This is a genomic window from Micromonospora sp. CA-244673, assembly GCF_050948395.1.
In the GTDB taxonomy this organism is placed as follows: domain Bacteria; phylum Actinomycetota; class Actinomycetes; order Mycobacteriales; family Micromonosporaceae; genus Micromonospora.
Window position 1 is genome coordinate 3797818 of the sequence record NZ_CP192019.1, and the last position, 24896, is coordinate 3822713.

Sequence of the window (24896 nt, forward strand, 5' to 3'; positions counted from 1 at the left end):
CCACGCCGAGCGGCGGGACGAAGTGGCCCTGCGCCACCCCGTCCCGCCGCCCGACACGCCGGGGGAGCGGCCCGGCCCGGACGATCCCCGGCCGGGCCGCCCCCGATCACTTCAACGCGGCGGCGAACATGCCGGGCTCGTAGGAACCGCCCCGCTGGTGCACGATCACCGACAACCGGTTCGCCGCGTTGATCAGCGCGACCAGGGCGACCAGCGCCGCGATCTGATCGTCGTCGTAGTGCTTGCGCACCGCCTCCCACGTCTCGTCCGACACCCCCTGGTGGGCGTCGGCCAGCCGGGTGCCCTCCTCGGCGAGCGCCAACGCCGCCCGCTCGGCCTCGGTGAACACCGTCGACTCGCGCCACGCGGCCACCAGGTTGAGCCGCACCGGCGTCTCACCGGCGGCCGCCGCCTCCTTGGTGTGCATGTCGATGCACCACCCACAGCCGTTGATCTGGCTGGCACGCAGCGACACCAGCTCCTGCGTCGAACTCGGCAGCGGCGACTGGTGGATCACCAGCGCGGCGTTGGCGAACCGCTTGGCGAACTTGACGGCGATCTCGTTGGCGAACATGTCGAACCGAGCATCCATGGCTCGTCCTCCCTCATGGCGTCGCATCGGACGACCACGAGATGCCGGGCGACCCCACCCCCGTGACAGCGCGCCCGCGTGACGAGCACCACAACCATCACCGCCGCCCCGGTGTCACACGACGGCCCGGCCCGGCATCTGATGGGGGAGACCGACGAGACCGAACAGGAGCCACCCATGGCCGGCACGGCGCAGAGCGCACCCGACGACCGCCCGGACCCCGCCACCGAGGTGTTCCTCGCCCACCGCAACCTGCTCTTCACGGTCGCCTACGAGATGCTCGGCTCGGCCGCCGACGCCGAGGACGTCCTGCAGGAGACCTGGCTGCGCTGGGTGGGCGTCGACCTCGCCACCGTGCGGGAACAGCGCGCCTACCTGGTCCGGATCACCACCCGCCAGGCGCTCGCCCGGCTGCGCACGCTCGGCCGCCGCAAGGAGTCCTACGTCGGCTCCTGGCTGCCCGAGCCACTGCTGACCGCGCCCGACGTGGCCGAGGACGTCGAGCTGGCCGACAGCGTCTCCATGGCGATGCTGCTGGTGCTGGAGACCCTCACACCCACCGAACGGGCCGTGTTCGTGCTGCGCGACGTGTTCGACCTCGGATACGACGAGATCGCCGAAGCCGTCGACAAGAGCCCCGCCACGGTCCGCCAGATCGCCCACCGCGCCCGGGGACATGTCACCGCCCGCCGCCCGCGCGGGGTCGTGTCCGCCGCACAGACCCGCGACGCGCTCGCGGCGTTCCAGAAGGCGACCGCCACGGGCGACCTGCAGGGCCTGCTCGACATCCTCGCACCGGATGTCGTGTTCCTCGGCGACGGCGGGGGAGTCAAGCAGGCCGTCGCGCGGCCCGTCGTCGGGGCCGACAAGGTGGCCCGCCTGCTGGCCGCCGGCCTGGGCCGGATCGCCGCGCTCATGTCGGTGCGACCGGCGCAGGTCAACGGCTACCCGGCGCTGATCCTCCAGCAGGGCGACGAGATCGACACCGTCCTGGCGGTGCGCATGGACGACGGCCTCGTCACCGGGCTGTACGCCGTCCGCAATCCCGCGAAGCTGTCGCACATGGAGCACGAGATCAGCCTGCGCCGATGAACTCGCCCGCCGTGGCCACCAGTTCCGTCAGTCGCGCACCGGCCACCCGTCGAGGGTCACCGGACGGCCCGGCGCCGTCGGGTCAGGAGCAGCAGCACGCCGCCACCCACCAGCAGGGCGAGGCCGGTCCCGGCGGTCAGCCCGGCCCGGGCCCCGGTGATCGGCAGGCTGCCGCCACCACCAGCGCCACCACCGCCACCGGGGGCACTGGGGCTGGGGGCACCGGGCCCGCCGCCGCTGTTCGCGACCACCACGATCGCGAACCCGTCCTGGTTGTCGCTGTCGTCCACGTCGACCGCCGGTACGGCGACGGCGTTCGCGGGAAGGGCGCGCCGCGCCGGGCCGGATCGGTCCGACCGAGGCTCGACCAGGCCCTCGACCCGGACGGTGCCGTCTCGCAACGTGACCGGCGCCTTCGTGGCGGCCGACACGGTCACCAGGTGGTACAGCTCGACGGCGGAGTAGAGCTGGTCGTTCGGATCGGGGTCCTGGTCGACAGGAACGAGGGCCAGCCGGTCATACGTGCAGACCGCCGTACGCCCCGCGTCACCGAGGACGCATTCATCCGGCGGCCTGGTGAACGTCGCGCCCGTGGGCAGGCGCAGCTCGACCTTGACGCCATCGACCGGCTTCCGCCCCTGGTTGACTATCGTGTAGCGCACCGCGCCCGTCTCGCCCGGATTCAACGTGCCGGTGGAGGTGAGGCGGCCGTCGGCCGCGATCCGCACCGACTGCGTCACGTCCGGCGCGACCACCGAGAGGTCGGCTTCGGCGTGATCCACCACCTCGATCGGGAACCACTTCGTGTTGTCGGCCGGATTCGTGTCGACGGGTTTGACCTCGACCGTCACCTTGATCCGGCCCGCGAGGGGCTCGGCGGTCTGGACGGTGGCGCGGACGGGAAGGTCCACCGTCTCACCCGGCCCCGGAAGCTGATCCGGCAGCAGTTCGCAGTACCAGCCGGAGAAGTCGCCGTCGCACTCACCCAGCCCGCCGGTCGGCCAGAGCGTGAGCTTGAAATCCAACTTGTCCAGGTCCGACGCGTCGACCCGGACGACGACCCGGGTCGGGGTCACGTCGCCCCGGTTGCTGATCTTCAGGTGAAGCGTCTTCTTCGTGACCCCCAGCGGAATCGTCCCGCCGGCCAGGTCGACGGTGAAGTCCGTACCCGCCGGCGCGGCTTGCTCCGCCGGCGCCGCTTGCTCCGTCGGTGTCGCTGGTTCCGTCGGCGCGGCGGGCGCCGCCGAGGCGGACGTGGCGGGCACGCCGACCCCTCCGAGAAGAAGCAACACGGTGGCCACCGTTCGGGGCAGCCACGGAAGTCCGAACCTCATGACGGAGCCCTCCGGGTGAACGGGCGGTGCGATCCGTGGACACTATCGGTAGCCGGCCGACTTCGGTATCCCCCGTGTGACCCGTGTCGGGCCGCACGAGAAAGCCCTCAGTCTCCGGCGCTGAACACGGCCCGGCACGCGAGGGTTCCATCCCGAGAAAGAGGCAGCCGAACATGCCGGGACGACGCGAGGCAGACGAAACCAGGATCCGCCAGCAGATCGACGGGATCGTCGAAGGACTGCGGAACAAGGATCTCGAGGGCCTGCGGCGGCTCTACACGACGGACGTGGTGTCCTTCGACGTCGAACCGCCGCTGCAACACGTCGGAGTGGACGCCAAACTCAAGAACTGGGCGAACGTCTTCGCGTTCTTCGACAGCGTGTCCTACGAGGTCCGGGATCTGACCCTCACCGTCGGCGACGACGTCGCATTCGGACACGCGTTCGGCCGGCTCAGCGGCACACTGAAGGACGGGACGGCGACGAACGGCATGTGGGTCCGGGCCACCTTCTGCTTCGAGAAGGTCGACGGGACCTGGCTGATCGCCCACGACCAGGTCTCCGTGCCGCTCGACATCCGCACCGGCAAGGGAGTGGTCGACCTCCAGCCCTGACCGGCGCCCCGAGACCGGTCGAGCCGCAACGGCGGGGCGGCCACCCACCTGGAGATCGTGATAGACACCTGTCGTGGGTGCACTGCGCGACCTCGGAATGTCCGACGCGACCGAACGCGCCTACCTGGCCCTCGTGCAGGGCGGACCTCCACACCGCGAGAAGCTCGCCGCACGGCTCGGCATCGATGTGGTCGCTGTCGACTCCGCCCTCGACGAACTGGCCGGCCTCGGCCTCGTGGAACTCGACGGGGACAGGTGGGTCCCGCTGCCGCCCCGGCTCACCCTCGAGGTCCTCGCCGAACAACACCTGCGTGCCGCCGCGGCCGCCCGAGAGGGCTCCGAGGCGCTGGGGCGGCTGTGGGCGGAGCAGTCACCCCTGCCCGACTACCTGGAGGTGCTGACCACCACCGACAGCACGGTCGCGGCCCAGGAGAAGCTGCACCGCGAGGTCCGCACCCAGGCCATGGCACTCTCCGTCGGACCCGTCGGCAACGGCGCGCCCCAGCTGGCGCAGGCGCCCGGCTCCGCCGAGGCGATGCGCCGGGGCGTCACGTACCGCGTCGTCTACAGCACCCACATCCTCCGCCAGCCCACGGCGATGGCACTCGTCCAGCAAGCGATCTCGGCGGGGGAGTCCGCCCGGGTCTTCCCGAACGTCCCCTTCAACCTGACCATCGCCGACGGCCGGTGGGCGATCCTCACCGCACCCATGCCCGGCGCCGAGCGTCTGCACGGGCTGGTGATACTCGGCGGCGGTTTCCTCGACGCCGTGATCGGCGTTTTCGAGTCGTTCTGGGCACTCGGCGTGCCGATCTCCGCCCTTCCCCTCGACGGCACGCCCGACGGTGGCCCCAGCCAGTCGAGCCGGCATCTGCTCACCCTGCTCGGTGCGGGCCTCACCGACGAGTCGATCGCGCGGGAGCTGGGAGTCAGCGAGCGTACGGTCACCAGGAGGATCGCCGCCCTGCAGAAGTCACTCGGCGCTCGCAGCCGCTTCCAGCTGGGTGTGCAGGCAGCACGCCGCGGCTGGCTCTGAAACCGCCGTCGATCGCAGACCGGGCCGGCCATCCAGGGGGACAGCCGGCCCGGTTCACCTGCGGTGGATCACTCGTTCGCGTCCGGCGCGACGAACACCGGCAGCTGCTGCTCGAACCGCAGATCGAGGGTGGACGTCGGCAGGATGTGACCCTGCTTCTGGGCGCCCGCGGCGAGATCCGCACCCCAGGTCGACGCCCGGAGCCGCTGATTCGGGGTGCCGTGGTGGCCGTCCGCGGTGAACGAGCAGTCGCCCACCTCGTAGAAGGCCCGCTCCGCCTCCAGGACCCGGCGGTCGTTCACCGCCAGACCACGCGCGTGGGTGACGAAGTAGGTGCCGAAGGCGTCGGCCATCAGCTCCGTGCGGCGCGTGGCCTCCGGACCGGTGAGCGGGCTGTCGAACAGGCCGGCCTCGTACTGGACGTGGTGGGCCATCTCGTGACCGAGCACCGCGCGCGGCCCGGCGTCGCTGATGCCCAGCACCTCCAGCGCGGTGAACATGCCCTCGCCGAAGACCATCTTGTCGGGCAGGCCGGCGAAGGGCGGCCCGGTCTCGTCCGCCGCGGTGAACGCGAAGGCGTTGAGGGTGAACAGCGGGCTGTCCCCGCCGGCGAGACCCGGGTCGGAGTCGATGATCGCGATGAGCTGGTCGGCGATGCTGCGCGCGTCGTCGCCGGTCAGACCCAGGAAGAGCGTGACCATCCGGGCGACCCGCTCCGGATCCTGCAGCATGTCGTTCTGCATGGCGAAGAAGTCGACGTCGCCGAGCGGGACGTCCCAGAACTTCTGCGCGGCGCGGAAGGCCCGCGACATCGAGTTCTGGTACTGCGCGGGCAGACCGTAGTCGGCCTGGTCCGCCGACGAGCCGTACAGGACCGCGTCGTAGGTCGGGTAGTCCAGGACACCGAAGATGACCAGGACGAACAGCGTGCCGATGTCGATGCCGCCGACAATCTCGTCCGCCCAGGCGCTGAAGGCGGTGTCACCGCACTCGTAGTCGCCGGGGTCGATGGCCGCCGCGATGGCGTTGCGCAGACCGGAGGGCTCGATGCCGGACTCGGCCCGCACGGCGGCGAGGCGGGCACGCCAGTCCGCGGGTAGCTGCGCGGCGATCTTGTCGATCTTCGCCTGGGTCACCGGGTCGGTCGTGGTGGCGGTGGCGAGGTCGTAGGTGTAGGTCTGCGACGCGGTGGTCGCGCGGGCGGGTCCCGCCGCGGCGGCCGGCAGTCCGGGCCCCACGATGAGGGCCATGCTGGAGACTGCGGTGACCAGCCAAAGGGCGTTCTTCCTCATGTACGCTCCCTGGGTTGTTCGGCCGGGAGCCGCCCGCGATGCGGACGGCTCCGGTGCAGTCAGCATCGGGTCCGGCCCGGCGAAACGACAGGGCCCGCAGGTGGCGGAAAGTCGCCATGGCCGAATCCAGACGCACCCGCAGGGCCGATGGCCGCACGCTGCCCCAACCGCAGATTCGATAATGCACATTATGTCAAGTAAGCAGGTTCCGGGCCTCCCCGTCGGTCAGGGCACGACCGGATCGGCGAGGACCGCCGCCAGGACCCGCACCTGCTCCTCGTGCCGGTCGCCCGGACGCGCCAGCTGGATGAGCGCCTTCCACAGTGCCCAGCCACGGGCGCGCCGCCAGGCGTCGTCGGGCAGGCCGACCGCCTCGCGGAACACCTGCCGTTCCGGACCCACGAACCAGGTCCAGGCCGGCACCAGGTCGCACGCCGGGTCCCCGACACCGCAGGTGCCGAAGTCGATGACCGCGGACAGCCGCCCGCCCGCCACGAGCAGGTTGCCCACGGCGACGTCGCCGTGGAACCACACCGGCGGCCCCGGCCACGCCGAGGTCAACGCATGCGCCCAGACGTCCCGGCAGGCGGCCGTGTCCACCCGCCCGCCCAGCACGCGCAGGGCCTGCTCGACGTCGTCGCCGTAGGCGCTCGGGTGGCAGCCCCGGAAGAAGGAGTGCCGCCCGGCAGCCGGACCCCCGGCAGCGGGCGCCCGTCGCAGCGCGGTGAGGAAAGCGCCGAGGTCGCGCGCCACGGCCGGCCGGTCGACCTGCCCGGCGGCCTCCAGGGTGTCGCCGGGCAGCCAGCGCCGCACCGACCAGGGGTACGGGTAGCCGGCGCCGGGCGCTCCGACGGCGAGCGGTTCGGGTACGGGCAGCGGCAGGTGGCGGGCCAGTTCCGGCAGGCAGCGGTCCTCCTTGGCGACGCCGGGCACGTAGCCCTCGGCGCTGGGCAGCCGCACGACGAGGTCGTCGCCGAGGCGGAACGTCCGGTTGTCCCACCCCTGCCGGTCCACCGCGGCGACCGGCAGGTGCGCCCATCGTGGAAACTGCACGGCGACGAGCCGGCGTACGAGTTGTTCGTCGAGGTCCACCACGGGACCAGTCTGTGTGGCGGGACAAGTGGTTTCCCGGGTCGCTCCCCCGGACCGGCCCCTGACAGGAACGCGAAAATCATGCATAATATGCCTTATGCATGACAAACCGGACGAATCGGTGGAGCGGCTGATCGAGGAGTTCCTGACCGCCCGGGCCACCCGGAAGCCCTCCCCGCACACCCTGGCCGCGTACCGGCGGGACCTGACCACCGTGGCGGGCCTCGTGGCTACCGGGGACGGCGCCACTCCCCTCCCCCTCGACCAGCTCCGCGTCACCGCCCTGTCCCCCCGGGTCATGCGCGCGGCGTTCGCCCGCTTCGCCGCTCCCCGCGCCGCCGCCTCCGTCCACCGTGCCTGGTCCACCTGGAACAGCTTCTTCACGTTCCTGGTGGCCGAGGGTGTCGTACCCGGGAATCCGATGCCGGCGGTGGGGCGGCCCCGGACGCCGCTCCCCCAGCCCAAGCCGCTGCGGGGCGAGGACACCCCGGAGGAGCTGCTGGCCGCGGTGGCCCGGGAAGACGGCCGGCAGCGCGACCCGTGGCCGGAGCGGGACCTGGCGGTGCTGGCGTTGGCGCTCTGCGCGGGCCTGCGCCTGTCGGAGCTGCTGGCGTTGCGGGTGGCGTCGGTGGCCGGCCGGGCCGGTGAGCGCCGGGTGGACGTGGCGGGCAAGGGCGGCCGGCCGCGCACGGTGCCGATCGAGGCGGGTGTCGACCGGGTGCTGGTGGACTACCTGGACAGCCGGCGGCGGCGGTTCGGGGCGCGCACCGTCCGGCCGGATGCGCCGCTGCTGGTGGATCGGCAGGGCGAGCCGCTGCGCCGCGGCGGCCTGCAGTACCTGGTGGAGTCGTGTTACCGGCGGGCGGGGATCGGTGACCGGGTGCCGCGGGGTGCGCGGTTGCACGCGTTGCGGCACACGTTCGCGACGCGGTTGGCGGAGGACGGGGCGAGCGCGGCGGAGATCATGCGGTTGCTGGGGCACGCGTCGTTGGCGTCGTCGCAGACGTACATCGAGGTGACGGCGGGTCAGCAGCGCGCGGCGGTGGCGTCGAACCGCACGAACCGGGCCCTGGCCGGCCTGGTGGCGCGGCGAGAGGGGGCCTGAGCGGGCAGCATGGTCGGGATGCGGGTGGGTGCGGCGCGGGCGGTGGCGGTGCAGTGGGTGCGCGGGGAGATGGCCCGGGATCCGTCGATCGGGGGCGCGTTCTTCAGCGGGTCGACGGTGGGTCTGCCGGATGAGGCGGTGCTGGCGCCGTCGTCGGATGTGGACGTGCTGCTCGTGCGGGACGCCCCGGGGGCGAAGGTGGGCAAGTTCCGGCACCGTGGGGTGCTGTTGGAGGTCTCGGCGCTGACGTGGGCGGAGTTGGGGTCGCCGGCGGACGTGCTGGGTTCGTGGGTGTTCGCGCCCATGTTCCGCGCGGATTCGGTGATCGCGGACCCGTCGGGCCGGCTGGCGGCGATCCGGGACCGGGTGGCGGCGGGGTTCGCGGATCCGGTGTGGGTGCGGCGGCGGTGTGCCGGGGTGCGGCGGCGCATCGAGGGTGGGTTGGCGCGGCTGGACGAGGGTGCGTCGCTGGCGGAGCAGGTGCTGGGGTGGGTGTTCCCCACGTCGGTGCTGGCGGTGTTGCCGGCGGTGGCGGGGTTGCGGGATCCGACGGTGCGGCGGCGGTACGTGCTGGCGCGGGAGGTGTTGGCCCGGTACGGGTTCGCCGACCGGTACGAGGAGTTGCTGGCGTCGCTGGACGGCGGTGGGGTGGGTCCGGGTCGGGTGCGGGAGCACCTGGCGGGGTTGGCGGTGACGTTCGACGAGGCGGCGCGGGTGGCGCGTACCCCGTTTCCGTTCGTCGCGGACCTGTCGGCGGCGGGGCGGCCGGTGGTGCTGGACGGGAGCGCGGAGCTGGTGGCGGCGGGCGCGCACCGGGAGGCGATGTTCTGGGTCGTGGTGACGTACGCGCGGTGTCACGCGGTGCTGGCGGTGGACGCGCCGGAGCGGGAGCGGGCGTTGCGGCCGGCGTTCGAGGCGGTGTTGGCGGACCTTCGGGTGGCGTCGGTGGTGCAGCGGCGGCGGCGGGCGGCGGCGCTGGTGGGGTCGTTGCCGCGGTGGGCGGCGGTGGCGGATGCGGTCGTGGAGCGGGCTGTGGCAGGCTGAGGGGTGAACGCGACTGGCGGCACGGGGATGGGCAACCATCGGGGAGCTCGGCGCGGGGGTCGACCGCCTGGGCCTCCGTGGGCGGGGTGCGGCATGTCTTCTTCGGGTACGACGACGGCGCGGTTGCTGCCGGGTGCGCCGGTGGCGGCGCAGGTGCTGGCGGAGGTCGCCGAGTCGGTGGTGGCGTTGCGCGCGGCCGGGGTGACGCCGGCGTTGGCGACGGTGCTGGTGGGCGACGACGACGCGAGCGCGGGTTACATCAGGATCAAGCAGCGGCAGGCGGCGGAGCTGGGTTTCGTGTCGCCGCACGTGCATCTGCGGGCGTCGGCGTCGCAGGCGGACCTGCACGCGGTGCTGGCGGATTTCAACGCGGACAAGGCCGTGCACGGGGTGCTGGTGCAGTATCCGATCCCGGGGCATCTGGACTATGACCGGGCGCTGGCGGAGCTGGACCCGGACAAGGACGTGGACGGGATGCATCCGGTGAACATGGGCCGGTTGGCGTTGGGGTTGCCGGGTCCGTTGCCGTGCACGCCGGCGGGGATCGAGGCGTTGCTGGCGTTCCACGGGGTGCCGGTGGCGGGCCGGGAGGTGGTGATCCTGGGTCGGGGCGCCACGCTGGGCCGGCCGTTGGCGATGTTGCTGGCGCAGAAGCGGCCGACGGCGAACGCGGCGGTGACGGTGGTGCACACGGGGGTGCCGGACTGGCCGCGGTACACGCGGCGGGCGGACATCCTGGTGGCGGCGGCCGGGGTGCCGGGGATCGTCCAGCCGGAGCATGTGCGTCCGGGTGGTGTGGTGGTCGGCGGCGGGGTGCGTTACGAGGGGCGGCGGCTGCTGCCGGACGTGGACGAGTCGTGTGCCGAGGTGGCGGGGGCGATCACGCCGCGGGTCGGCGGGGTGGGTCCGACGACGGTGGCGATGTTGTTCCGCAACGCGGTGCGCGCGGCGGAGCGGGCGTCCGGGCTGGGCTGAGCGGCCGTCCGGGAGCGGTCAGCCGAGGTCGACGATGAGCGGCCGGTGGTCGGAGATGGTGGACAGCGGGGTGTCGACGGCGGTGACCGGGGGCAGCCGGTCGAGGCCGCGCCGGTCGGCGAGGATGTGGTCGAGCTGCACCCGGGGTTGCCCGGCCGGGTAGGTGGGGCGGCGGCCCAGCGGGCGCCAGCGGGTCAGCAGGGCGGCGGGGCCGGCGGGCAGGTTGAGGTCGCCGAGGAGGATCCGCGGGGCGGGCAGCGTGCGCAGGGCGCGGACGACGCGGCGCAGTTGCAGGATGTTCCAGCCGGGCACGAAGGACAGGTGGGTGGCGGCGACGGTGAGCGGCCCGTGCGGGGTGTCGAGGACGGCGGCGAGGACGACGCGGGGTTCGTCGCGGAGCAGCACGAGCCCGCCGCCGGGGCCGGGGACGTAGATCGGTGAGCGGACGGGGGCGGGTCGCAGGCGGGTGACCTGCCAGGAGCGGACCGGGTGGCGGCTGACCAGGCCGACGCCGTATAGGGGTTCGCCGTGGCCGTCGTCGTCGTGGGTGAGGGGGCGGAACTGTTCGCCGGGGGTGCCGACGACGGCGGCGGCGAAGCGGTGTTCGGGGGCGTCGAGGGCCCGGGCGGCGATGGCGGTGAGGTCGAGGCGGCCGCTGCGGGTCTGGTCGCGGTCGACCTCCTGCAGGGCGAGGACGTCGGCGTCGAGTGCGGTGACGGCGGCGGCGAGCCGGTCGGGGTCGACGAGTCCGTCGGTGAGGGACCGGCCGTGCAGCAGGTTGAAGGTGGCCAGGCGCACCTGCACACCCTACGTCCGCGTGGCAGGCTTGCCGGGTGCTGAAGGCGTTGCTGTGTTCGATGCTCGTGTTCGTGGCCGTGGCGTCGCTGGGTCTGTGGTTGCGGCGGCTGCGGGGGCGTTGAGCTGCGGTGACGCTGGCCACAGGGCGTCTCGTCGGGCTGGTGGGGGTGGGCAGAATGGCCGCCCGTGGATCCTCTGTCGCTGACGACCCTGTTGAGCGCGGCCGCTCTGGCGGGCTGGGTGGACGCCGTGGTGGGCGGTGGTGGCCTGTTGCTGCTGCCGGCGCTGCTGCTGGGCGCGCCGGGGGTGCCGGTGGCGACGGCGTTGGGCACGAACAAGCTGGCCGCGATCTTCGGTACGTCGACGGCGGCGGTGACGTACGCGCGGCGGACGAAGCTGGACTGGGCGGTGGCGGGTCCGGCGGCGGGGTTGGCGGTGCTGACGGCCGGGTTGGGCGCGGCCCTGGCGGGGGCGGTGCCGGCGGGTGCGTACCGGCCGGTGGTGCTGGTGGTGCTGGTGTCGGTGGCGGTGTTCGTGCTGACCCGGCCGCGGCTGGGCGTGGTGTCGTATCCGGGGCGGCGTACGCCGACGCGGGTGGTGGTGGCCGTGGCGGTGGCCGGTCTGGGCATCGCGCTGTACGACGGGTTGATCGGCCCGGGCACGGGGACGTTCCTGGTGTTGGCGTTCACCGCGCTGCTGGGGGCGGACTTCGTGCACGCCTCGGCGATGGCGAAGGTGGTCAACGCGGGCACGAACCTGGGTGCGCTGGTGGTGTTCGCGGCGACGGGGCACGTGTGGTGGCTGCTGGGCGCGGCGATGGCGGTGTGCAACGTCGCCGGCGCGGCGGTGGGCGCGCGGATGGCGTTGCGGCGCGGCTCAGGTTTCGTGCGGGTGGTGCTGCTGGTCGTGGTGGTGGCGCTGGTGGGCAAGCTGGGCTACGACCAGTGGGTGGCGATGTGAGGCGCTGACCGCCGGCATGTGATCATCGGCGGGTGGCTGTGCGCGCCGAACACGACCGTGCCGTCCTCGCCGAGCTGTTGGGTCGGGACCCGGTGCTGCACGCGTACCAGTTGGGCGATCTGGACGACTTCTTCTGGCCGTACACGTCCTGGTTCCGGCGGGGCGACGAGGTGGTGCTGCTCTACCACGGTGTCGAGCTGCCCACCCTGCTGGCGTTCGCGCCGCCGGAGCGCGCCGGGGACCTGGCGGCGCTGCTGGCCGAGGCGGCGCCGATGCTGCCGGCCCGGCTGTGGGCGCACCTCTCCCCCGGCCTGGACGCCACGGTGGCCCGCTGGTACGCGGTGTCCGACGCCGCCGCGCATCACCGGATGGCGTTGACGGACCCGGCCCGGCTGGCGGCGGTGGCGCCGGCCGGGGTGCCGCTGGGTCGCGCCGACCTGCCGGAGCTGCGGGAGCTGTACGCGGCGGCGTATCCGGGCAACTGGTTCGATCCGCGGATGCTGGACACCGGCCGCTACGTCGGGGTGCGGGAGGACGGCCGGCTGGTGGCGGTGGCCGGGGTGCACGTGTGGTCGCCGACGTGGCGGGTGGCGGCGCTGGGCAACGTGACCACCCACCCGGACGTGCGGGGGCGGGGTCTGGCCGGGGCGGCCGTGGCGGCGCTGTGCGCCGGGATGCGGGCCGCGGTCGACCACGTGACCCTCAACGTGAAGGCCGACAACGTCGCGGCGGTGCGTCTCTACGAGCGGCTCGGCTTCACCCGGGTCGCCGACTTCACCGAGTGCGCGCTGCACCGCCTGCCGTGACCGCCTGACCGCTCAGTCTGTCCTGTCCAGCCGCCACGCCGGGTCAACAACCCGACCCTGACCTGGGCTTGTGTCGGACCGGTCCGGCGCGGCCCAGCCCCTAGCGTCTGGCTTCGAGGCCGCGCCCGGGGCGGGCGCGGCGGAGCTGAAGGAGACACGATGGGTTTCACAGCAGTGCCCCGGGGGCGAAGAACGGCGGTGACCGTGGCTGCCGCGGTGACCGCGTTGGTCACGGCCACGCCGGCCTGGGCGGCGCCCGGCGTCGACCCGGCCACCGTGGACCGGTCCGCGGACCCCGGCGCCACCATTGGCATCGGCAAGGTGGTCTCGACGCCGCCGATCCCGCCGAACCCGGACGTGGTGCTGCTGGTCGACACGACCGGCAGCATGGGCGCGGCGATCGCCAACGTCCGCACCAACCTGCAACAGGTGATCAACAACGTGCGCGGGGCGCAGCCCAGCGCACAGTTCGCGGTGGCCTCCTACCGGGACGAGGGCGACGGCGCGGAGCTGTTCCGGGTCCGGCAGAACCTGACCGACGATGCCACCGCGTTGCAGAACGCGGTCGACGGGCTGGCCGCCGGCGGCGGTGGCGACGTCCCGGAGGCGTGGGTGAACGGGCTGTTCCAGGTCTCCGACGGGGGCATCGCCTACCGCTCGGGCAGCAGCCGGATCGTGGTGCTGGTCGGTGACGCGCCCAGCCACGACCCGAGCGCCGGGCACACTCTGGCGCAGGCCACCGCCGCGCTGCAGGCCGACGACGCCCGCGTGCTCGCGGTCGACGTCACCGGCGGGGGCGGCGGCCTCGACGCGAGCGGGCAGGCCACCACCGTGGCCGCCGCCACCGGCGGGCAGGTGGTCGGCAGCGCCCCGGACACGGTCACCGCGGCGATCCTGTCCGGGCTGCGGGACCTCGACGTGACCGTCACCCCGCAGGTGGTCTGCGACCCGGGCCTGTCGGTGAGCTTCGACGCGCCGTCGAGGACCCAGCAGAGCGGCACCGACGTGCCGTTCGCCGAGACCATCACGGTCGCCGGCGACGCCCCGCAGGGCGCCACCCTGCACTGCACGGTGGACTTCCTGCTCAACGGGCTCTCCGGTGGGCCGGCGTTCGTCGAGCACATCACGGTGCGGGTCAACGACGTGACCCCGCCGACGGTGGTCGTGGACGACCGGACGGTGGAGGCCACCAGCCCCGCCGGCGCGGTGATCAACTACCCGGCGAGCGCCACCGACAACGTCGACGGTCCGCTCACCCCGAGTTGCGCGCCGCCGCCCGGCAGCACCTTCCCGCTGGGCGCCACCACGGTCACCTGCACCGCCACCGACGCGGCCGGCAACACCGGCAGCGACACCGCGGTGATGCGGGTGGTCGACACCACCGCGCCGGTGACGCGGTGCGTGCCGACGAACAACCCCAGCGGCGGCAACATCCCCGGCTCGTACAACCCGGACGGGTTCTACCAGCTCACCGCGACGGACATCGTCGACACCGCCGTCGTGGTGTACATCGGCGACGCCGCTGACGCGTCGGTGCGGTTCGGGCCGTTCCCGGCCGGCACGAAGATCAAGCTGGTGCAGGCGCCGGGCGCGCAGTCCCGGGTCAAGGACGGCACCGGCGACATCGACTACAAGGTGACGCTGCGCGGCGACGCGATCATCACCGGCGTGGACGACTCCGGCAACACCTCGACCGCGACCTGCCTGGTGGCCCCGCCGCCGAAGTGACCTGTCGCGACTGACGTACGGGGGTGGTCGGCGGCGCCGGCCACCCCCGCCGTCGGGTTCAGCGGCCCCGGCTGGGCGAGTCGAAGCGGCCGGCGCGGATCTCCCGCAGGGCCCGGCGGCGGGTGTCGCCGCGCAGCGTGTCCACGTACAGGCGGCCGTGCAGGTGGTCGGTCTCGTGCTGCAGGGCGCGGGCCAGGAACCCGCTGCCGGCGATGGTCAGCGGCTGGCCGTGCTGGTCGAAGCCGTGCGCGGTGGCGTGCATGGCCCGCGGCGTCGGGAAGTACAGCCCGGGGATGGACAGGCAGCCCTCGTCGTCGTCCTGGCGCTCCTCGGACAGCTCCAGCGTCGGGTTGATCAGGTGGCCGCGGTGCCCGTCGGCGTCGTAGACGAACACCTGCGCGTTCACCCCGATCTGCGGGGCCGCGACGCCGGCCCGGCCGGGCGCGCCGAGCAGCGTGTCCATGAGGTCCTGCACGAGCGCGCGCAGGTCGGCGTCGAAATCGGTCACCGGCTCGGACGGGGTGCGCAGCACGGGGTCGCCGATGATCCGGATCGGGCGCATAGTCATGCCCGGAAGGCTATCCGCCCGTTACCCCGGCGGGTGCGGCACCCGCCCGGTCGCGGACCAGGACCTCGACGCCGTCGAGCAGGCGGGCCAGCCCGAACTCGAAGGCTCGGGCCGGGTCGCCGGCGGCCTGGTACTCCTCGCCGGCGGCGGCGCCGACCCGGGCGGCGAGGGGAAACCGGTTCGGGTCGAGGACCTTCTCCAGGTACGGGGCGTGCGCGTACCACCACTGCTGCTCGGTCATCCCGGTGTCCCGGGCGGCCTGGGCCGCCTCCACGGCGGGGCGGGCCGCGCCGTGGACGTAGCCGGTGACCAGGGTGACCACGGCGTCCATCTCCAGGTCGGTCAGCCCGATGCCGTCGACGGCGCGCAGCTCGTACTCGTACTTGGCGATCAGGTTCGGGCCCAGCGGCGGGCGGGTGGTGGCGACCTGCAGCAGCCACGGGTGGCGCAGGTAGAGGGCGAAGTTCTCCCGGGCGATCTGCGCGAGCCGGCCCCGCCAGCCGCCCGGCACCTGCTCGGGGCGGGCCGTCTCGCCGTAGACGGTGTCGAGCATGACGTCGAGCAGCTCGCCCTTGCCGGGCACGTGCGTGTAGAGGGTCATGGTGCCCACCCCGAGCCGCTCGGCGACCCGGCGCATCGACAGCGCGGCCAGCCCGTCGGCGTCGGCGACCTCGATGGCCGCGCGCACGATCCGCTCCACGGAGAGGTCGCCGCCCTTGCGGCTGGCCTTCTCCCGGGTACGCCAGAGCAGGGCGAGGCTGCGCGCCGGGTCCCCGGTGCCGCTGTACTCGGTGGTCACCCGCCGACTGTACCGACCCCCCTTGTCGTATGCTGTACGGTACGGCGTACTGGACGAAGGGGCGGAGGGGCGATGCGACGGGACGGACCGGCGATCGAGGCGGAGGGCCTGCGCAAGCGCTACGGCGACCAGGCCGCACTGGACGGCGTCGACCTGGCGGTGCCCGCGGGCACGGTCTGCGCGGTGCTCGGGGTGAACGGGGCCGGCAAGAGCACCCTGGTTCGCATCCTGACCACCCTGCTGCGCGCCGACTCCGGGGTGGCCCGGGTCGCCGGGTTCGACGTGCGCCGGCAGGCCGACCGGGCCCGCGCGCACCTGGGCCTGGTCGGCCAGCACGCGGCGGTCGACGAGATCCTCGGCGGCCGGCAGAACCTGGTGCTGTTCGGCCGGCTGCACCACCTCTCCCCGGCCCGCGCGGCGGCCCGCGCCGACGACCTGCTCGACCGCTTCGACCTGACCGCGGCCGGCCACCGGCCGGTGGCCGGCTGGTCCGGCGGGATGCGCCGCCGGCTCGACCTGGCCGCCGCGCTGATCGTCGACCCGCCGGTGCTGTTCCTCGACGAACCCACCACCGGCCTGGACCCGCGCGCCCGCAGCGACGTCTGGGACGCCGTGCGCGGCCTGGTCGGCGCCGGGACCACCGTCCTGCTCACCACGCAGTACCTGGAGGAGGCCGACCGGCTCGCCGACAGCGTGCGGGTGCTCCACCACGGGCGGGTGACCGCCGCCGGCACCCCGGAGGAGCTGAAGTCGACCCTCGGCGGCGACCGGATCGACGTGGTGCTGCACCACCCCGACGACCTGACCCCGGCCGCCGCGGCCGTCGCCGCCGCCACCGGAGTGACACCCACCGTCGACCGCGCCGCGCTGCGCCTCAGCGTCCCGGTCACCGACCGGGTCGCCGCGCTCGCCGCGGTGCTGCGCGCCGTGGAGGCAGCCGGCCTGCGCGCCGGCGACGTGGCGGTGCGCCGCCCCACCCTCGACGAGGTGTTCCTGCACCTCACCGACTCCCGCACGGAGGTGCCGGCATGACCGTCCTGCCGCTGTCCCGGGCCCGCTGGGCCGCCGCCGACACCGCCGTCCTGACCGGCCGGACCCTCGCCCACTGGGCCCGCCGCCCCGGCGAGGTGCTGTTCGGCCTGCTGTTCCCCATCCTGCTGCTGCTGATGTTCGGCTACCTGTTCGGCGGCGCCATGGCACTGCCCGACGGTGGCGGGGCGCCGGCACCGTCCGACGGCGCCGGCTACCGGGAGTTCCTGCTGCCCGGCATGGTGGCCATGACCATGCTCTTCGGCGTCGAGACCACCTACACGGCGGTGGCCGTGGACACCGCCCGCGGCGTGACCGACCGGTTCCGGTCGCTGCCCATGAGCCGCGCCGCGGTGGTCACCGGCCGCGCCGTGGCCGACCTGCTGCACTCCGCGGTGGCCCTCGCCGTGGTGCTCGCCTGCGGCGTCCTGATCGGCTGGCAGCCGCACCGCGGCCCGGTCGCCGCCCTGGCCGCGGTGGCGCTGCTGCTGCTCCTGCGCTTCGCGATGATCTGGCTCGGGGTGTACCTGGCGCTGCTGCTGCGCCGCCCCGAGGCGGTCGCCGCCCTGCAGATCCTGGTCTGGCCGCTGGGCTTCGCCTCCAACGCGTTCGTCGCCCCGGCCACCATGCCCGGATGGCTCGCCGCGGTCGCCGCCTGGAACCCGCTGTCGGCCACCGTCGCCGCCACCCGGGACCTGTTCGGCAACCCCGGCTGGGGCGCCGGCTCGTGGCCCGCCGAGCACGCGGTCGCCCTGGCGGTGGCCTGGCCGCTGCTGCTGGTCGCCGTGTTCCTGCCGCTGTCCGTGCGCCGCTGGCAACGCCTGGCCCGCTGAAGCCGGCCGAGCCCGGCCGGCGTCGCGCGCCAGCGGCTCAGGGCAGGGCGTGGCTCAGGGCAGGGCGGCCGGCGCGGGCTCAGCCCGTCGCCCGCCCTGTCGGGGCGGGCGGCGCGGGTCAGGCCGGTCAGCCCGCCGCCCGCCCTGCGCGAGCGGGCGGCGGGGGTCAGGCCTGCGGTCGGGTGGGCGCCAGGCCGGTGTCAGCGATCCGGTCGCGCAGCGGGCGGCGGCGCAGCGCGGCAAGCACCGCGTACAGCTCGTCGGCCAGCGCCACGGGCAGCTCGGCATCCAGCCCCCGCATGGCGGTGGTGGTGGCCGCCCACTCGGCCTCGATCACCGGCAGCAGGGCGCGCGCCCGATCGGTGAGGCTGACGATGCGCTGTCGGGCGTCCGCGCCGGGGGCGAGTTCGACGAGTCCGGCGCGGGCCATCTGGGCGACGGTCTGGCTGGCCGCGGAGTGGGTGACACCGACGCGGGCGGCCAGGTCCCGGATCGCCAGGGGCCCGTCGGCCACGAGGACCCGCACCAGCGGCGAGTAGCGCGGCCGGTAGTCGGCCAGGTCGAGGTCGGCGTAGACGGCGGCGACGTCGCCGTCGAGCACCTCCAGGACGTGGCGCAGCAGGGTGCCGAGGGCCTCGCGGTCGGGGATGGCGGTCACGTCCGCTAATGTAACAGCGCTGTTGTATCCGGGCCGTGGGAGGGGAACCCGATGTATCCACCGATCGAGCCGTACGCGCAGGGCCAGCTCGACGTCGGCGACGGCCAGCGGATCCACTGGGAGACCTGCGGCAACCCCGACGGCCGGCCGGCCCTCGTGGTGCACGGCGGCCCCGGCTCCGGCGCGGGCGCCTCCTGGCGGCGGCTGTTCGACCCGGCCGCCTACCGGATCATCCTGTTCGACCAGCGCGGCTGCGGCCGCAGCACCCCGCCCGCCAGCGACCCGGCCACCGACCTGTCCGTCAACACCACCGCCCACCTGCTGGGCGACATGGAACGGCTGCGCGCGCACCTGGGCGTCGACCGGTGGCTGCTCTGCGGCGCCTCCTGGGGCTCGTCGCTGTCGCTGGCGTACGCCCAGCGCCACCCGGAGCGGGTCACCGCGCTCGTGCTGTTCAGCGTGGTCGCCAACACCCGCCGCGAGATCGACTGGGTGACCCGGGACATGGGCCGGGTCTTCCCCGAGGAGTGGGCCCGGTTCCGTGACGGCGTGCCGGCGGCCGAGCGCGACGGCGACCTGTCCGCCGCGTACGCGCGGCTGGTCAACGACCCCGACCCGCGCGTGCGCGACCAGGCCGCGCGGGACTGGTGCGCCTGGGAGGACGTGCACGTCTCCCTGGCCGGCGGATACCAGGCCAGCCCCCGCTACGCCGACCCAGAGTTCCGGGCCGGCTTCACCCGGCTGGTCACCCACTACTTCAGCAACCTGGGGTTCCTGCCCGACGGGCAGCTGCTGCGCGACGCCGGCAGGCTCGCCGGGATCCCCGGCGTGCTGGTGCAGGGCCGTCTGGACGTCAGCGGCCCGCCGGACATCGCCTGGCAGCTCACCCGGGACTGGCCCGACGCCCGGCTGGAGATCGTCGAGTCCGGCGGCCACGGCAGCGGCCACGGGGTCGGCGAGCGGGTCGTGGCCGCCCTGGACGCCTTCGCCCGCGCCTGACTCCCGGGTCAGCCGGCGGCGAGCAGGGCCCGGATCGGGGCGGCCTTCGCGGCGGCCTCGGCGACCTCGGCGGCCGGGTCGCTGCCCCAGGTGATGCCGCCGCCGGCCCACAGGTGCAGCCGTTCGGTGTCCGCGGCGGCGGTGCGGATGGTCAACCCCAGGTCGACGCGGCCGGGACCGACCCAGCCGAGCGCGCCCATGCTCGCGCCGCGGCCGACCGGCTCCAGGGCGGCGATCTCGTCGAGGGCGGCGAGCTTCGGGGCGCCGGTGACCGACCCGCCGGGGCAGAGCGCGCGCAGCAGGCCGGCCAGGCCCAGCCCGTCGGCGGCCGCGGCGGACACCGTCGACTCGGCCTGCCACAGGTCACACCACCGGCGTACGGCGAACAGCTCGTCGACCCGCACCGAGCCGGTGCGGGCCACCCGGGCCAGGTCGTTGCGCTCCAGATCGACGATCATGACGTGCTCGGCGCGTTCCTTGGCCGAGGCGAGCAGCTCGCGGCGGCCGGCCGGGGTGGCGGGGCGGGTGCCCTTGATCGGCCGGGTGACCAGGCGGCCGTGTTCGAGCGCCACGAGGGTCTCCGGGGAGGCGCAGCCGATCGCCCAGCCGAGCCCGGACAGGGTGCCGCCGTAGCGGGCGCCGGGCAGCGCGCCCAGGCGCGCGAGGGCGGGCAGCGGGTCGCCGGCGTACCCGGCGGTGGCGTGGCCCACGACGTTGACCTGGTAGACGTCGCCGCGCCCGATGGCCGCCCGGACCGCCGTCACCGCCTCGGCGTGCGCGGCGGGGGTCCAGCTGTCCCGCCACGGGCCCAGCCACCAGCCGCCGCCTGGTCCGGGGCCGGCGGGTGGGGCGGGCCGGTCGGTGTGTCCGTAGACCACCACGGCCAGGTCCGGCAGCGCCGGCACGGGGGTGGGCGCCCCGGCGGCGCCGCCGGCCGCGCGGGCCCCGGCGGCGGCCGACAGGAACAGGGCGGCGCCGCAGGCCCCCCGCGGGTCGTGGGCGGCCGGCCGGGCCAGGTCGGACAGGGCCACACCGTGCGCGGCCAGGAAATCCTCGGCCAGCGCCGCCGGGTCGCCGCCGTCGGCCAGCCACCATTCCAGCCGGGCCCGCTCCACGAGCCGGGCCCGGCACTCCGGCGGCGCCCCGGGGACGTCGACCCCCACCCTTGGGAGCGCTTCCACACCGTCCGGTCGGTTCACACTCATCCGTTCAGCCGATTTCGGGTGAACAAGCCGCATCCTTGCTCGATAGCGCGCGCTTTCACTTGGTACTGTGCGTCACTGGTCATGTGAACCATGACACAGTGCCCCCACAGTCCGGAGAACCCGATGTGCCAGCACCTACCCACCTGCCCCTCCGCTGAGGCGACCGATCGCGAAGCCGCACGCGTCATCGCCTGCTTCCGTGAGCAGGGCTGGAGCCTGCTCTGCAACGGTGTCATCGTCTTCGAGGACACCGGTGAGCTGCTCCCCGACGGCAGCACCATCGCCCCGCACCGCGGCCCCGCCCGACACGCCCTCGTCGCCTGACCGATCACGCTCCGTCATGGAGCGTACGCGTCGACCCACCGGTCGACGCGCCGGCCGGGGCGGCGGCACTGCACCGCCCCGGCGCGCTGCGCCTCAGCTCTCGAACGCCTCCGGCGCGGGACACGAGCAGACCAGGTTCCGGTCGCCGTACGCGCCGTCGATCCGCCGCACCGGCGGCCAGTACTTCCCCGCCCGATCCACCGCGCCCGGGTACGCGCCCACCGACCGCGGGTACGGGTGCGGCCACTCGTCACCGGACACCATCGCCGCGGTGTGCGGCGCGTTGGACAGCGGGTTGTCCCCCGCCGGCCACTCCCCCGAGCCCACCTTGTCGATCTCCGCGCGGATGGCGATCATCGCGTCGCAGAACCGGTCCAGCTCGGCCAGGTCCTCGCTCTCGGTCGGCTCCACCATCAGCGTCCCCGCCACCGGGAACGACATCGTCGGCGCGTGGAAGCCGTAGTCGATGAGCCGCTTCGCCACGTCGTCGACGGTCACGCCGGTCGCCTTCGTCAGCGGCCGCAGGTCCAGGATGCACTCGTGCGCCACGAGGCCCTTGTTGCCGGCGTACAGCACCGGGAAGTGCTGCCGCAGCCGCGCGGCCACGTAGTTCGCCGCGAGGACCGCCACACCGGTGGCCCGGGCCAGCCCCTCGGCGCCCATCATCCGCAGGTACGCCCACGGGATCGGCAGGATCCCCGCCGACCCGTGGTTCGCCGCGGAGATCGCCGGCCGCCCGTCGACGTGCGCGCCGAGCGGGTCGCCGGGCAGGAACGGCGCCAGGTGCGCGCGCACCGCCACCGGGCCCACGCCGGGACCGCCGCCGCCGTGCGGGATGCAGAACGTCTTGTGCAGGTTCAGGTGCGACACGTCCGCCCCGAACCGGCCCGGCTTGGCGAACCCGACGAGGGCGTTGAGGTTCGCGCCGTCGACGTACACCTGCCCGCCGGCGTCGTGCACCTTCGCGCACAGCTGCGCGATGCCCGTCTCGTACACCCCGTGGGTCGACGGGTAGGTCACCATGATCGCGGCGAGCGCGTCCCGGTGCTTGTCGATCTTCGTGTCGAGGTCGACCAGGTCGACGTTGCCGTCGGCGTCGCAGCCGACCACGACCACCCGCATGCCGGCCATCACGGCCGACGCGGCGTTGGTGCCGTGCGCCGACGACGGGATCAGGCACACGTCGCGGTGCGCCTCCCCGCGCTCCCGGTGGTAGGCCCGGATGGCCAGCAGCCCGGCCAGCTCACCCTGCGACCCGGCGTTGGGCTGCACGCTGACCGCGTCGTAGCCGGTCACCTCGGCCAGCCACCCCTCCAGCTGGGCGATCAGCTCCCGGTAGCCGGCGGTCTGCTCGGCCGGGGCGAACGGGTGCAGGTGCGCGAACTCCGGCCAGGTGATCGGCTCCATCTCGGTGGTGGCGTTCAGCTTCATGGTGCACGAACCGAGCGGGATCATGCCCCGGTCCAGGGCGTAGTCGAAGTCCGACAGCCGGCGCAGGTAGCGCAGCATCGCCGTCTCCGAGTGGTGGGTGCGGAACACCGGGTGGGTGAGGAAGTCACTGCCGCGGGCCAGGTCGCCGGGCAGCGCCGCGTCGACCTCGCCGTCGACCCCGGCCACGCCGAACGCCGCCCACACCTCCGCCAGGTGCGCGGCCGTGGTGGTCTCGTCGCAGGAGATGCCGACCCGGTCGGCGTCGATCAGCCGCAGGTTCACGTTGCGCCGCGCGGCGGCGGCCACCACCTCGGCGGCCCGCCCCGGCACGGTGGCCGTGACGGTGTCGAAGAACGCGACGTCCGCGACCTGCACGCCCCCGGCGCGCAGCCCGGCCGCGAGCCGCGCCGCCGCCTCATGGGTACGCCGGGCGATGGCCCGCAGCCCGTCGGGGCCGTGGTAGACGGCGTACATGCCGGCCATCACCGCGAGCAGCACCTGCGCGGTGCAGATGTTGCTGGTCGCCTTCTCCCGGCGGATGTGCTGCTCGCGGGTCTGCAACGCCAGCCGGTACGCCGGGTTGCCGTCGGCGTCCTTGGACACCCCGACGAGCCGGCCGGGCAGCATCCGCTCCAGCCCGGACCGGACGGCCAGGTAGCCGGCGTGCGGGCCGCCGAAGCCCATGGGCACGCCGAAACGCTGGGTGGTGCCGGCGGCGATGTCGGCGCCGATCTCCCCCGGCGGGCGCAGCAGGGTCAGCGCCAGCAGGTCCGCGGCGACCGTCACCAGCGCGCCGGCGGCGTGCGCGGCCTCCACGAGCCGGGTGTGGTCGCGGACCGCTCCGGACGCCCCCGGGTACTGCAGGTGCAGGCCGAAGAACTCGGCGGGCAGCTCGTCACGCTCCACGTCGAGCACGCGCACGTCGATGCCGAGCGGCTCGGCGCGGCTGGTGATCACCGCGACGGTCTGCGGCAGGGTGTCGGCGTCGACCACGTACACCGGGCTCTTGGTCCTCGACGCGCGGCGGGCCAGGGTCATGGCCTCGGCCGCGGCGGTGCCCTCGTCGAGCATGGAGGCGTTCGCGGTGGCCAGCCCGGTCAGGTCGGTGACCATGGTCTGGAAGTTCAGCAGCGCCTCGAGGCGACCCTGGCTGATCTCCGGCTGGTACGGCGTGTACGCCGTGTACCAGGCCGGGTTCTCCAGCACGTTGCGGCGGATCACCGCCGGGGTGTGCGTGCCGTGGTAGCCCAACCCGATCATCGACACGGCGACGGTGTTGCGGGCGGCCAGGGCGCGCAGCTCCGCGATGGCCTCCCGCTCGCTGGCCGGGGCGGGCAGGTCCAGGGCGCCGTGCCAGCGGATCACCTCGGGGATCGCGGCGTCCATCAGCTCGTCGATGGAGCTGTGACCGACGGTCTCCAGCATCCGGCGCTCGTCGTCCGGGCCGGGGCCGATGTGCCGGTCGGCGAACTGCTCTGCGGTCATGCGCTGCGCTCCTTGCGGGGGCGAGGTCGACGGGTCGGCCTCCCCCTGAGTCGCGCTGACGCGCTCCACAGCGCCTGCCCACGTGGTCCTTTTGCCTGAGAGGTTCCGGGGAGAATCTGCCCCTTCGGCGCCGTCCGGGTGGTTCCCGGGCGGTCTCTCCCACGTGGGTGGTACCGGCATGGTCAACGCTACCAGCGACCATGTTTCCGGCTCATGTCGTACCCCGCCCGGAGGGTCGGTCACACGGCGGCGGGCGCCGGCTGCGCGGCGACCCGGTCGGCCAGCGCGGTGAGCGTCGCGCCCAGCGGCGCGTCGAGGGTGACGGTGGCGTACCCGTCGCCGCGGGTGGGGCCCTGGTTGACGATGGCCACCGGGATGCCGAGCTTCGCCGCGCGCAGCACGAACCGGCGTCCCGACATGACCGTCAGGGAGGAGCCGAGCACCAGCAGCGCCCGCGCCCCCTCGACCCGGGCGAAACAGTCGGCGACCCGCGGCGCGGGCACCGTCTCGCCGAAGAACACCACGTCGGGTTTGAGCATCCCGGCGCCGCAGATGCCGCAGTCGACGGTGCGGAAGCGGGCCACCGCCTCGTCGGGCAGGTCCACGTCGCCGTCGGGGTTGACGTGCGCGACGTGGGCGTCGAAACCCGGGTTGGCCTCGGTGAGCCGCCGGTCCAGCTCGTCGCGGGAGGTCAGGTTGCCGCAGTCCAGGCAGGTCACCTCGTCGAGGCGGCCGTGCAGCTCGATCACGCCGGTGGCGCCGGCGGTGGTGTGCAGGCCGTCGACGTTCTGGGTGATGATCCCGCCGAGCAGGCCGGCGCGTTGCAGCCGGGCGACCGCCCGGTGCCCGTCGTTGGGGGCGGCCCGGGCGATCAGCCGCCAGCCCAGGTGGCTGCGCGCCCAGTAGCGCCGCCGCGCGTCCGCGTCCCGGGTGAACGCCTGGTAGGTCATCGGGGTGTGCCGGCGGGCCGCCCCGGAGGGCCCCCGGTAGTCCGGGATGCCCGACTCGGTGGACAGGCCGGCGCCGCTGAGCACCACCACGTCCCCGGCGCCCACCAGCCGGGTCAACACCTCGAACGTCTCGGTCACGGCGTCCAT

Annotated in this window: 24 protein-coding genes and 2 riboswitches; of the genes, 13 read left to right on the forward strand and 11 right to left on the reverse strand. The window is 74.1% G+C overall.

All coding sequences use genetic code 11. From position 1 onward, the window contains the following. Window positions 1-106 precede the first annotated feature (106 nt). The gene (locus ACQP12_RS17680; RefSeq protein ID WP_357946480.1) at window positions 107-592 is read right to left on the reverse strand and encodes a carboxymuconolactone decarboxylase family protein; all 486 of its coding nucleotides are present in this window, start codon (window positions 590-592) and stop codon (window positions 107-109) included. Window positions 593-769: 177 nt separating this feature from the next. Here ACQP12_RS17680 and ACQP12_RS17685 point away from each other — a divergent pair, with 177 nt between their 5' ends. Next, a complete protein-coding gene (locus tag ACQP12_RS17685) occupies window positions 770-1684 on the forward strand; it encodes an RNA polymerase sigma-70 factor (protein WP_357946788.1) in 915 nt (304 codons plus the stop codon). 56 nt (window positions 1685-1740) lie between these two features. On the opposite strand, the gene ACQP12_RS17690 is transcribed toward ACQP12_RS17685, so the two are convergent. Next, window positions 1741-2949, reverse strand: a complete 1209-nt coding sequence (locus ACQP12_RS17690) for a hypothetical protein (protein WP_433280233.1) — start codon at window positions 2947-2949, stop codon at window positions 1741-1743. Between the two features lie 242 nt (window positions 2950-3191). Between ACQP12_RS17690 and ACQP12_RS17695 the strand changes: the two genes are divergently transcribed. Further along, entirely contained in the window at window positions 3192-3632 is a 441-nt protein-coding gene (locus ACQP12_RS17695; RefSeq protein ID WP_433280235.1) for a YybH family protein, read from the forward strand. 73 nt (window positions 3633-3705) lie between these two features. Then, window positions 3706-4668: a LuxR C-terminal-related transcriptional regulator gene (locus tag ACQP12_RS17700; protein WP_433280237.1), complete on the forward strand. Its 963-nt coding sequence runs from the start codon at window positions 3706-3708 to the stop codon at window positions 4666-4668. 68 nt (window positions 4669-4736) lie between these two features. Here the strand turns inward: ACQP12_RS17700 and ACQP12_RS17705 are convergent, their stop codons facing one another. Both ACQP12_RS17705 and ACQP12_RS17710 read right to left on the reverse strand, forming a co-directional pair. Next, window positions 4737-5960 (reverse strand): hypothetical protein, encoded by a 1224-nt coding sequence (locus ACQP12_RS17705; protein WP_433280239.1) that lies wholly within the window; start codon window positions 5958-5960, stop codon window positions 4737-4739. Between the two features lie 225 nt (window positions 5961-6185). Then, entirely contained in the window at window positions 6186-7055 is an 870-nt protein-coding gene (locus tag ACQP12_RS17710; protein ID WP_433280241.1) for an aminoglycoside phosphotransferase family protein, read from the reverse strand. Between the two features lie 94 nt (window positions 7056-7149). On the opposite strand from ACQP12_RS17710, the gene ACQP12_RS17715 reads away from it, so the two are divergent. The 3 genes from ACQP12_RS17715 (at window position 7150) to ACQP12_RS17725 (ending at window position 10176) form a co-directional block, all read left to right on the forward strand. After that, window positions 7150-8157 carry a tyrosine-type recombinase/integrase gene (locus ACQP12_RS17715; RefSeq protein WP_433280243.1) on the forward strand — a complete coding sequence of 336 codons (1008 nt, stop codon included), beginning with the start codon at window positions 7150-7152 and terminating at the stop codon, window positions 8155-8157. Window positions 8158-8175: 18 nt separating this feature from the next. Next, complete coding sequence (locus ACQP12_RS17720) at window positions 8176-9201, forward strand: hypothetical protein (RefSeq protein ID WP_433280245.1); 1026 nt, start codon at window positions 8176-8178, stop codon at window positions 9199-9201. After that, window positions 9201-9281, forward strand: a riboswitch (ZMP/ZTP riboswitch). (Overlaps the previous gene by 1 nt.) A gap of 13 nt (window positions 9282-9294) precedes the next feature. Further along, a complete protein-coding gene (locus ACQP12_RS17725; RefSeq protein ID WP_357946459.1) occupies window positions 9295-10176 on the forward strand; it encodes a bifunctional 5,10-methylenetetrahydrofolate dehydrogenase/5,10-methenyltetrahydrofolate cyclohydrolase in 882 nt (293 codons plus the stop codon). An 18-nt stretch (window positions 10177-10194) separates the two neighbouring features. Here the strand turns inward: ACQP12_RS17725 and ACQP12_RS17730 are convergent, their stop codons facing one another. Beyond that, window positions 10195-10974 carry an endonuclease/exonuclease/phosphatase family protein gene (locus ACQP12_RS17730; protein ID WP_357946457.1) on the reverse strand — a complete coding sequence of 260 codons (780 nt, stop codon included), beginning with the start codon at window positions 10972-10974 and terminating at the stop codon, window positions 10195-10197. A gap of 186 nt (window positions 10975-11160) precedes the next feature. Between ACQP12_RS17730 and ACQP12_RS17735 the strand changes: the two genes are divergently transcribed. The 3 genes from ACQP12_RS17735 to ACQP12_RS17745 all read left to right on the forward strand — a co-directional run bounded on the left by ACQP12_RS17735 (window position 11161) and on the right by ACQP12_RS17745 (window position 14468). Next, window positions 11161-11934: a sulfite exporter TauE/SafE family protein gene (locus tag ACQP12_RS17735; RefSeq protein WP_433280247.1), complete on the forward strand. Its 774-nt coding sequence runs from the start codon at window positions 11161-11163 to the stop codon at window positions 11932-11934. 32 nt (window positions 11935-11966) lie between these two features. After that, the gene (locus ACQP12_RS17740; protein ID WP_433280249.1) at window positions 11967-12740 is read left to right on the forward strand and encodes a GNAT family N-acetyltransferase; all 774 of its coding nucleotides are present in this window, start codon (window positions 11967-11969) and stop codon (window positions 12738-12740) included. 159 nt (window positions 12741-12899) lie between these two features. Then, window positions 12900-14468 carry a VWA domain-containing protein gene (locus ACQP12_RS17745; protein WP_433280251.1) on the forward strand — a complete coding sequence of 523 codons (1569 nt, stop codon included), beginning with the start codon at window positions 12900-12902 and terminating at the stop codon, window positions 14466-14468. Between the two features lie 58 nt (window positions 14469-14526). Here the strand turns inward: ACQP12_RS17745 and def are convergent, their stop codons facing one another. Then, the gene (gene def, locus ACQP12_RS17750; protein ID WP_433280253.1) at window positions 14527-15036 is read right to left on the reverse strand and encodes a peptide deformylase; all 510 of its coding nucleotides are present in this window, start codon (window positions 15034-15036) and stop codon (window positions 14527-14529) included. 10 nt (window positions 15037-15046) lie between these two features. Then, window positions 15047-15835, reverse strand: coding sequence for a TetR/AcrR family transcriptional regulator (locus tag ACQP12_RS17755; protein ID WP_357946443.1), 789 nt, complete (start codon window positions 15833-15835; stop codon window positions 15047-15049). Window positions 15836-15907: 72 nt separating this feature from the next. On the opposite strand from ACQP12_RS17755, the gene ACQP12_RS17760 reads away from it, so the two are divergent. Together ACQP12_RS17760 and ACQP12_RS17765 are read left to right on the forward strand one after the other, a co-directional pair. After that, window positions 15908-16867, forward strand: coding sequence for an ATP-binding cassette domain-containing protein (locus ACQP12_RS17760; RefSeq protein WP_433280255.1), 960 nt, complete (start codon window positions 15908-15910; stop codon window positions 16865-16867). Continuing rightward, entirely contained in the window at window positions 16864-17697 is an 834-nt protein-coding gene (locus ACQP12_RS17765; RefSeq protein ID WP_433280257.1) for an ABC transporter permease, read from the forward strand. Before ACQP12_RS17760 ends, ACQP12_RS17765 begins: the two co-directional genes overlap by 4 nt. Window positions 17698-17863: 166 nt before the next feature. Here ACQP12_RS17765 and ACQP12_RS17770 read toward each other — a convergent pair whose 3' ends face one another. Beyond that, window positions 17864-18355: a MarR family winged helix-turn-helix transcriptional regulator gene (locus tag ACQP12_RS17770; RefSeq protein ID WP_433280259.1), complete on the reverse strand. Its 492-nt coding sequence runs from the start codon at window positions 18353-18355 to the stop codon at window positions 17864-17866. Between the two features lie 51 nt (window positions 18356-18406). On the opposite strand from ACQP12_RS17770, the gene pip reads away from it, so the two are divergent. Continuing rightward, entirely contained in the window at window positions 18407-19354 is a 948-nt protein-coding gene (gene pip / locus ACQP12_RS17775; RefSeq protein ID WP_433280260.1) for a prolyl aminopeptidase, read from the forward strand. Window positions 19355-19362: 8 nt separating this feature from the next. Here the strand turns inward: pip and ACQP12_RS17780 are convergent, their stop codons facing one another. Next, entirely contained in the window at window positions 19363-20559 is a 1197-nt protein-coding gene (locus ACQP12_RS17780) for a chorismate-binding protein (protein WP_433280262.1), read from the reverse strand. A gap of 123 nt (window positions 20560-20682) precedes the next feature. On the opposite strand from ACQP12_RS17780, the gene ACQP12_RS17785 reads away from it, so the two are divergent. Next, the gene (locus ACQP12_RS17785) at window positions 20683-20883 is read left to right on the forward strand and encodes a DUF5999 family protein (protein ID WP_109947276.1); all 201 of its coding nucleotides are present in this window, start codon (window positions 20683-20685) and stop codon (window positions 20881-20883) included. Between the two features lie 93 nt (window positions 20884-20976). On the opposite strand, the gene gcvP is transcribed toward ACQP12_RS17785, so the two are convergent. Further along, window positions 20977-23799 (reverse strand): aminomethyl-transferring glycine dehydrogenase, encoded by a 2823-nt coding sequence (gene gcvP, locus ACQP12_RS17790; protein ID WP_433280264.1) that lies wholly within the window; start codon window positions 23797-23799, stop codon window positions 20977-20979. A 73-nt stretch (window positions 23800-23872) separates the two neighbouring features. Next, window positions 23873-23971, reverse strand: a riboswitch (glycine riboswitch). Window positions 23972-24038: 67 nt separating this feature from the next. Then, the gene (locus tag ACQP12_RS17795) at window positions 24039-24887 is read right to left on the reverse strand and encodes an NAD-dependent protein deacetylase (protein WP_433280266.1); all 849 of its coding nucleotides are present in this window, start codon (window positions 24885-24887) and stop codon (window positions 24039-24041) included. Window positions 24888-24896 lie beyond the last annotated feature (9 nt).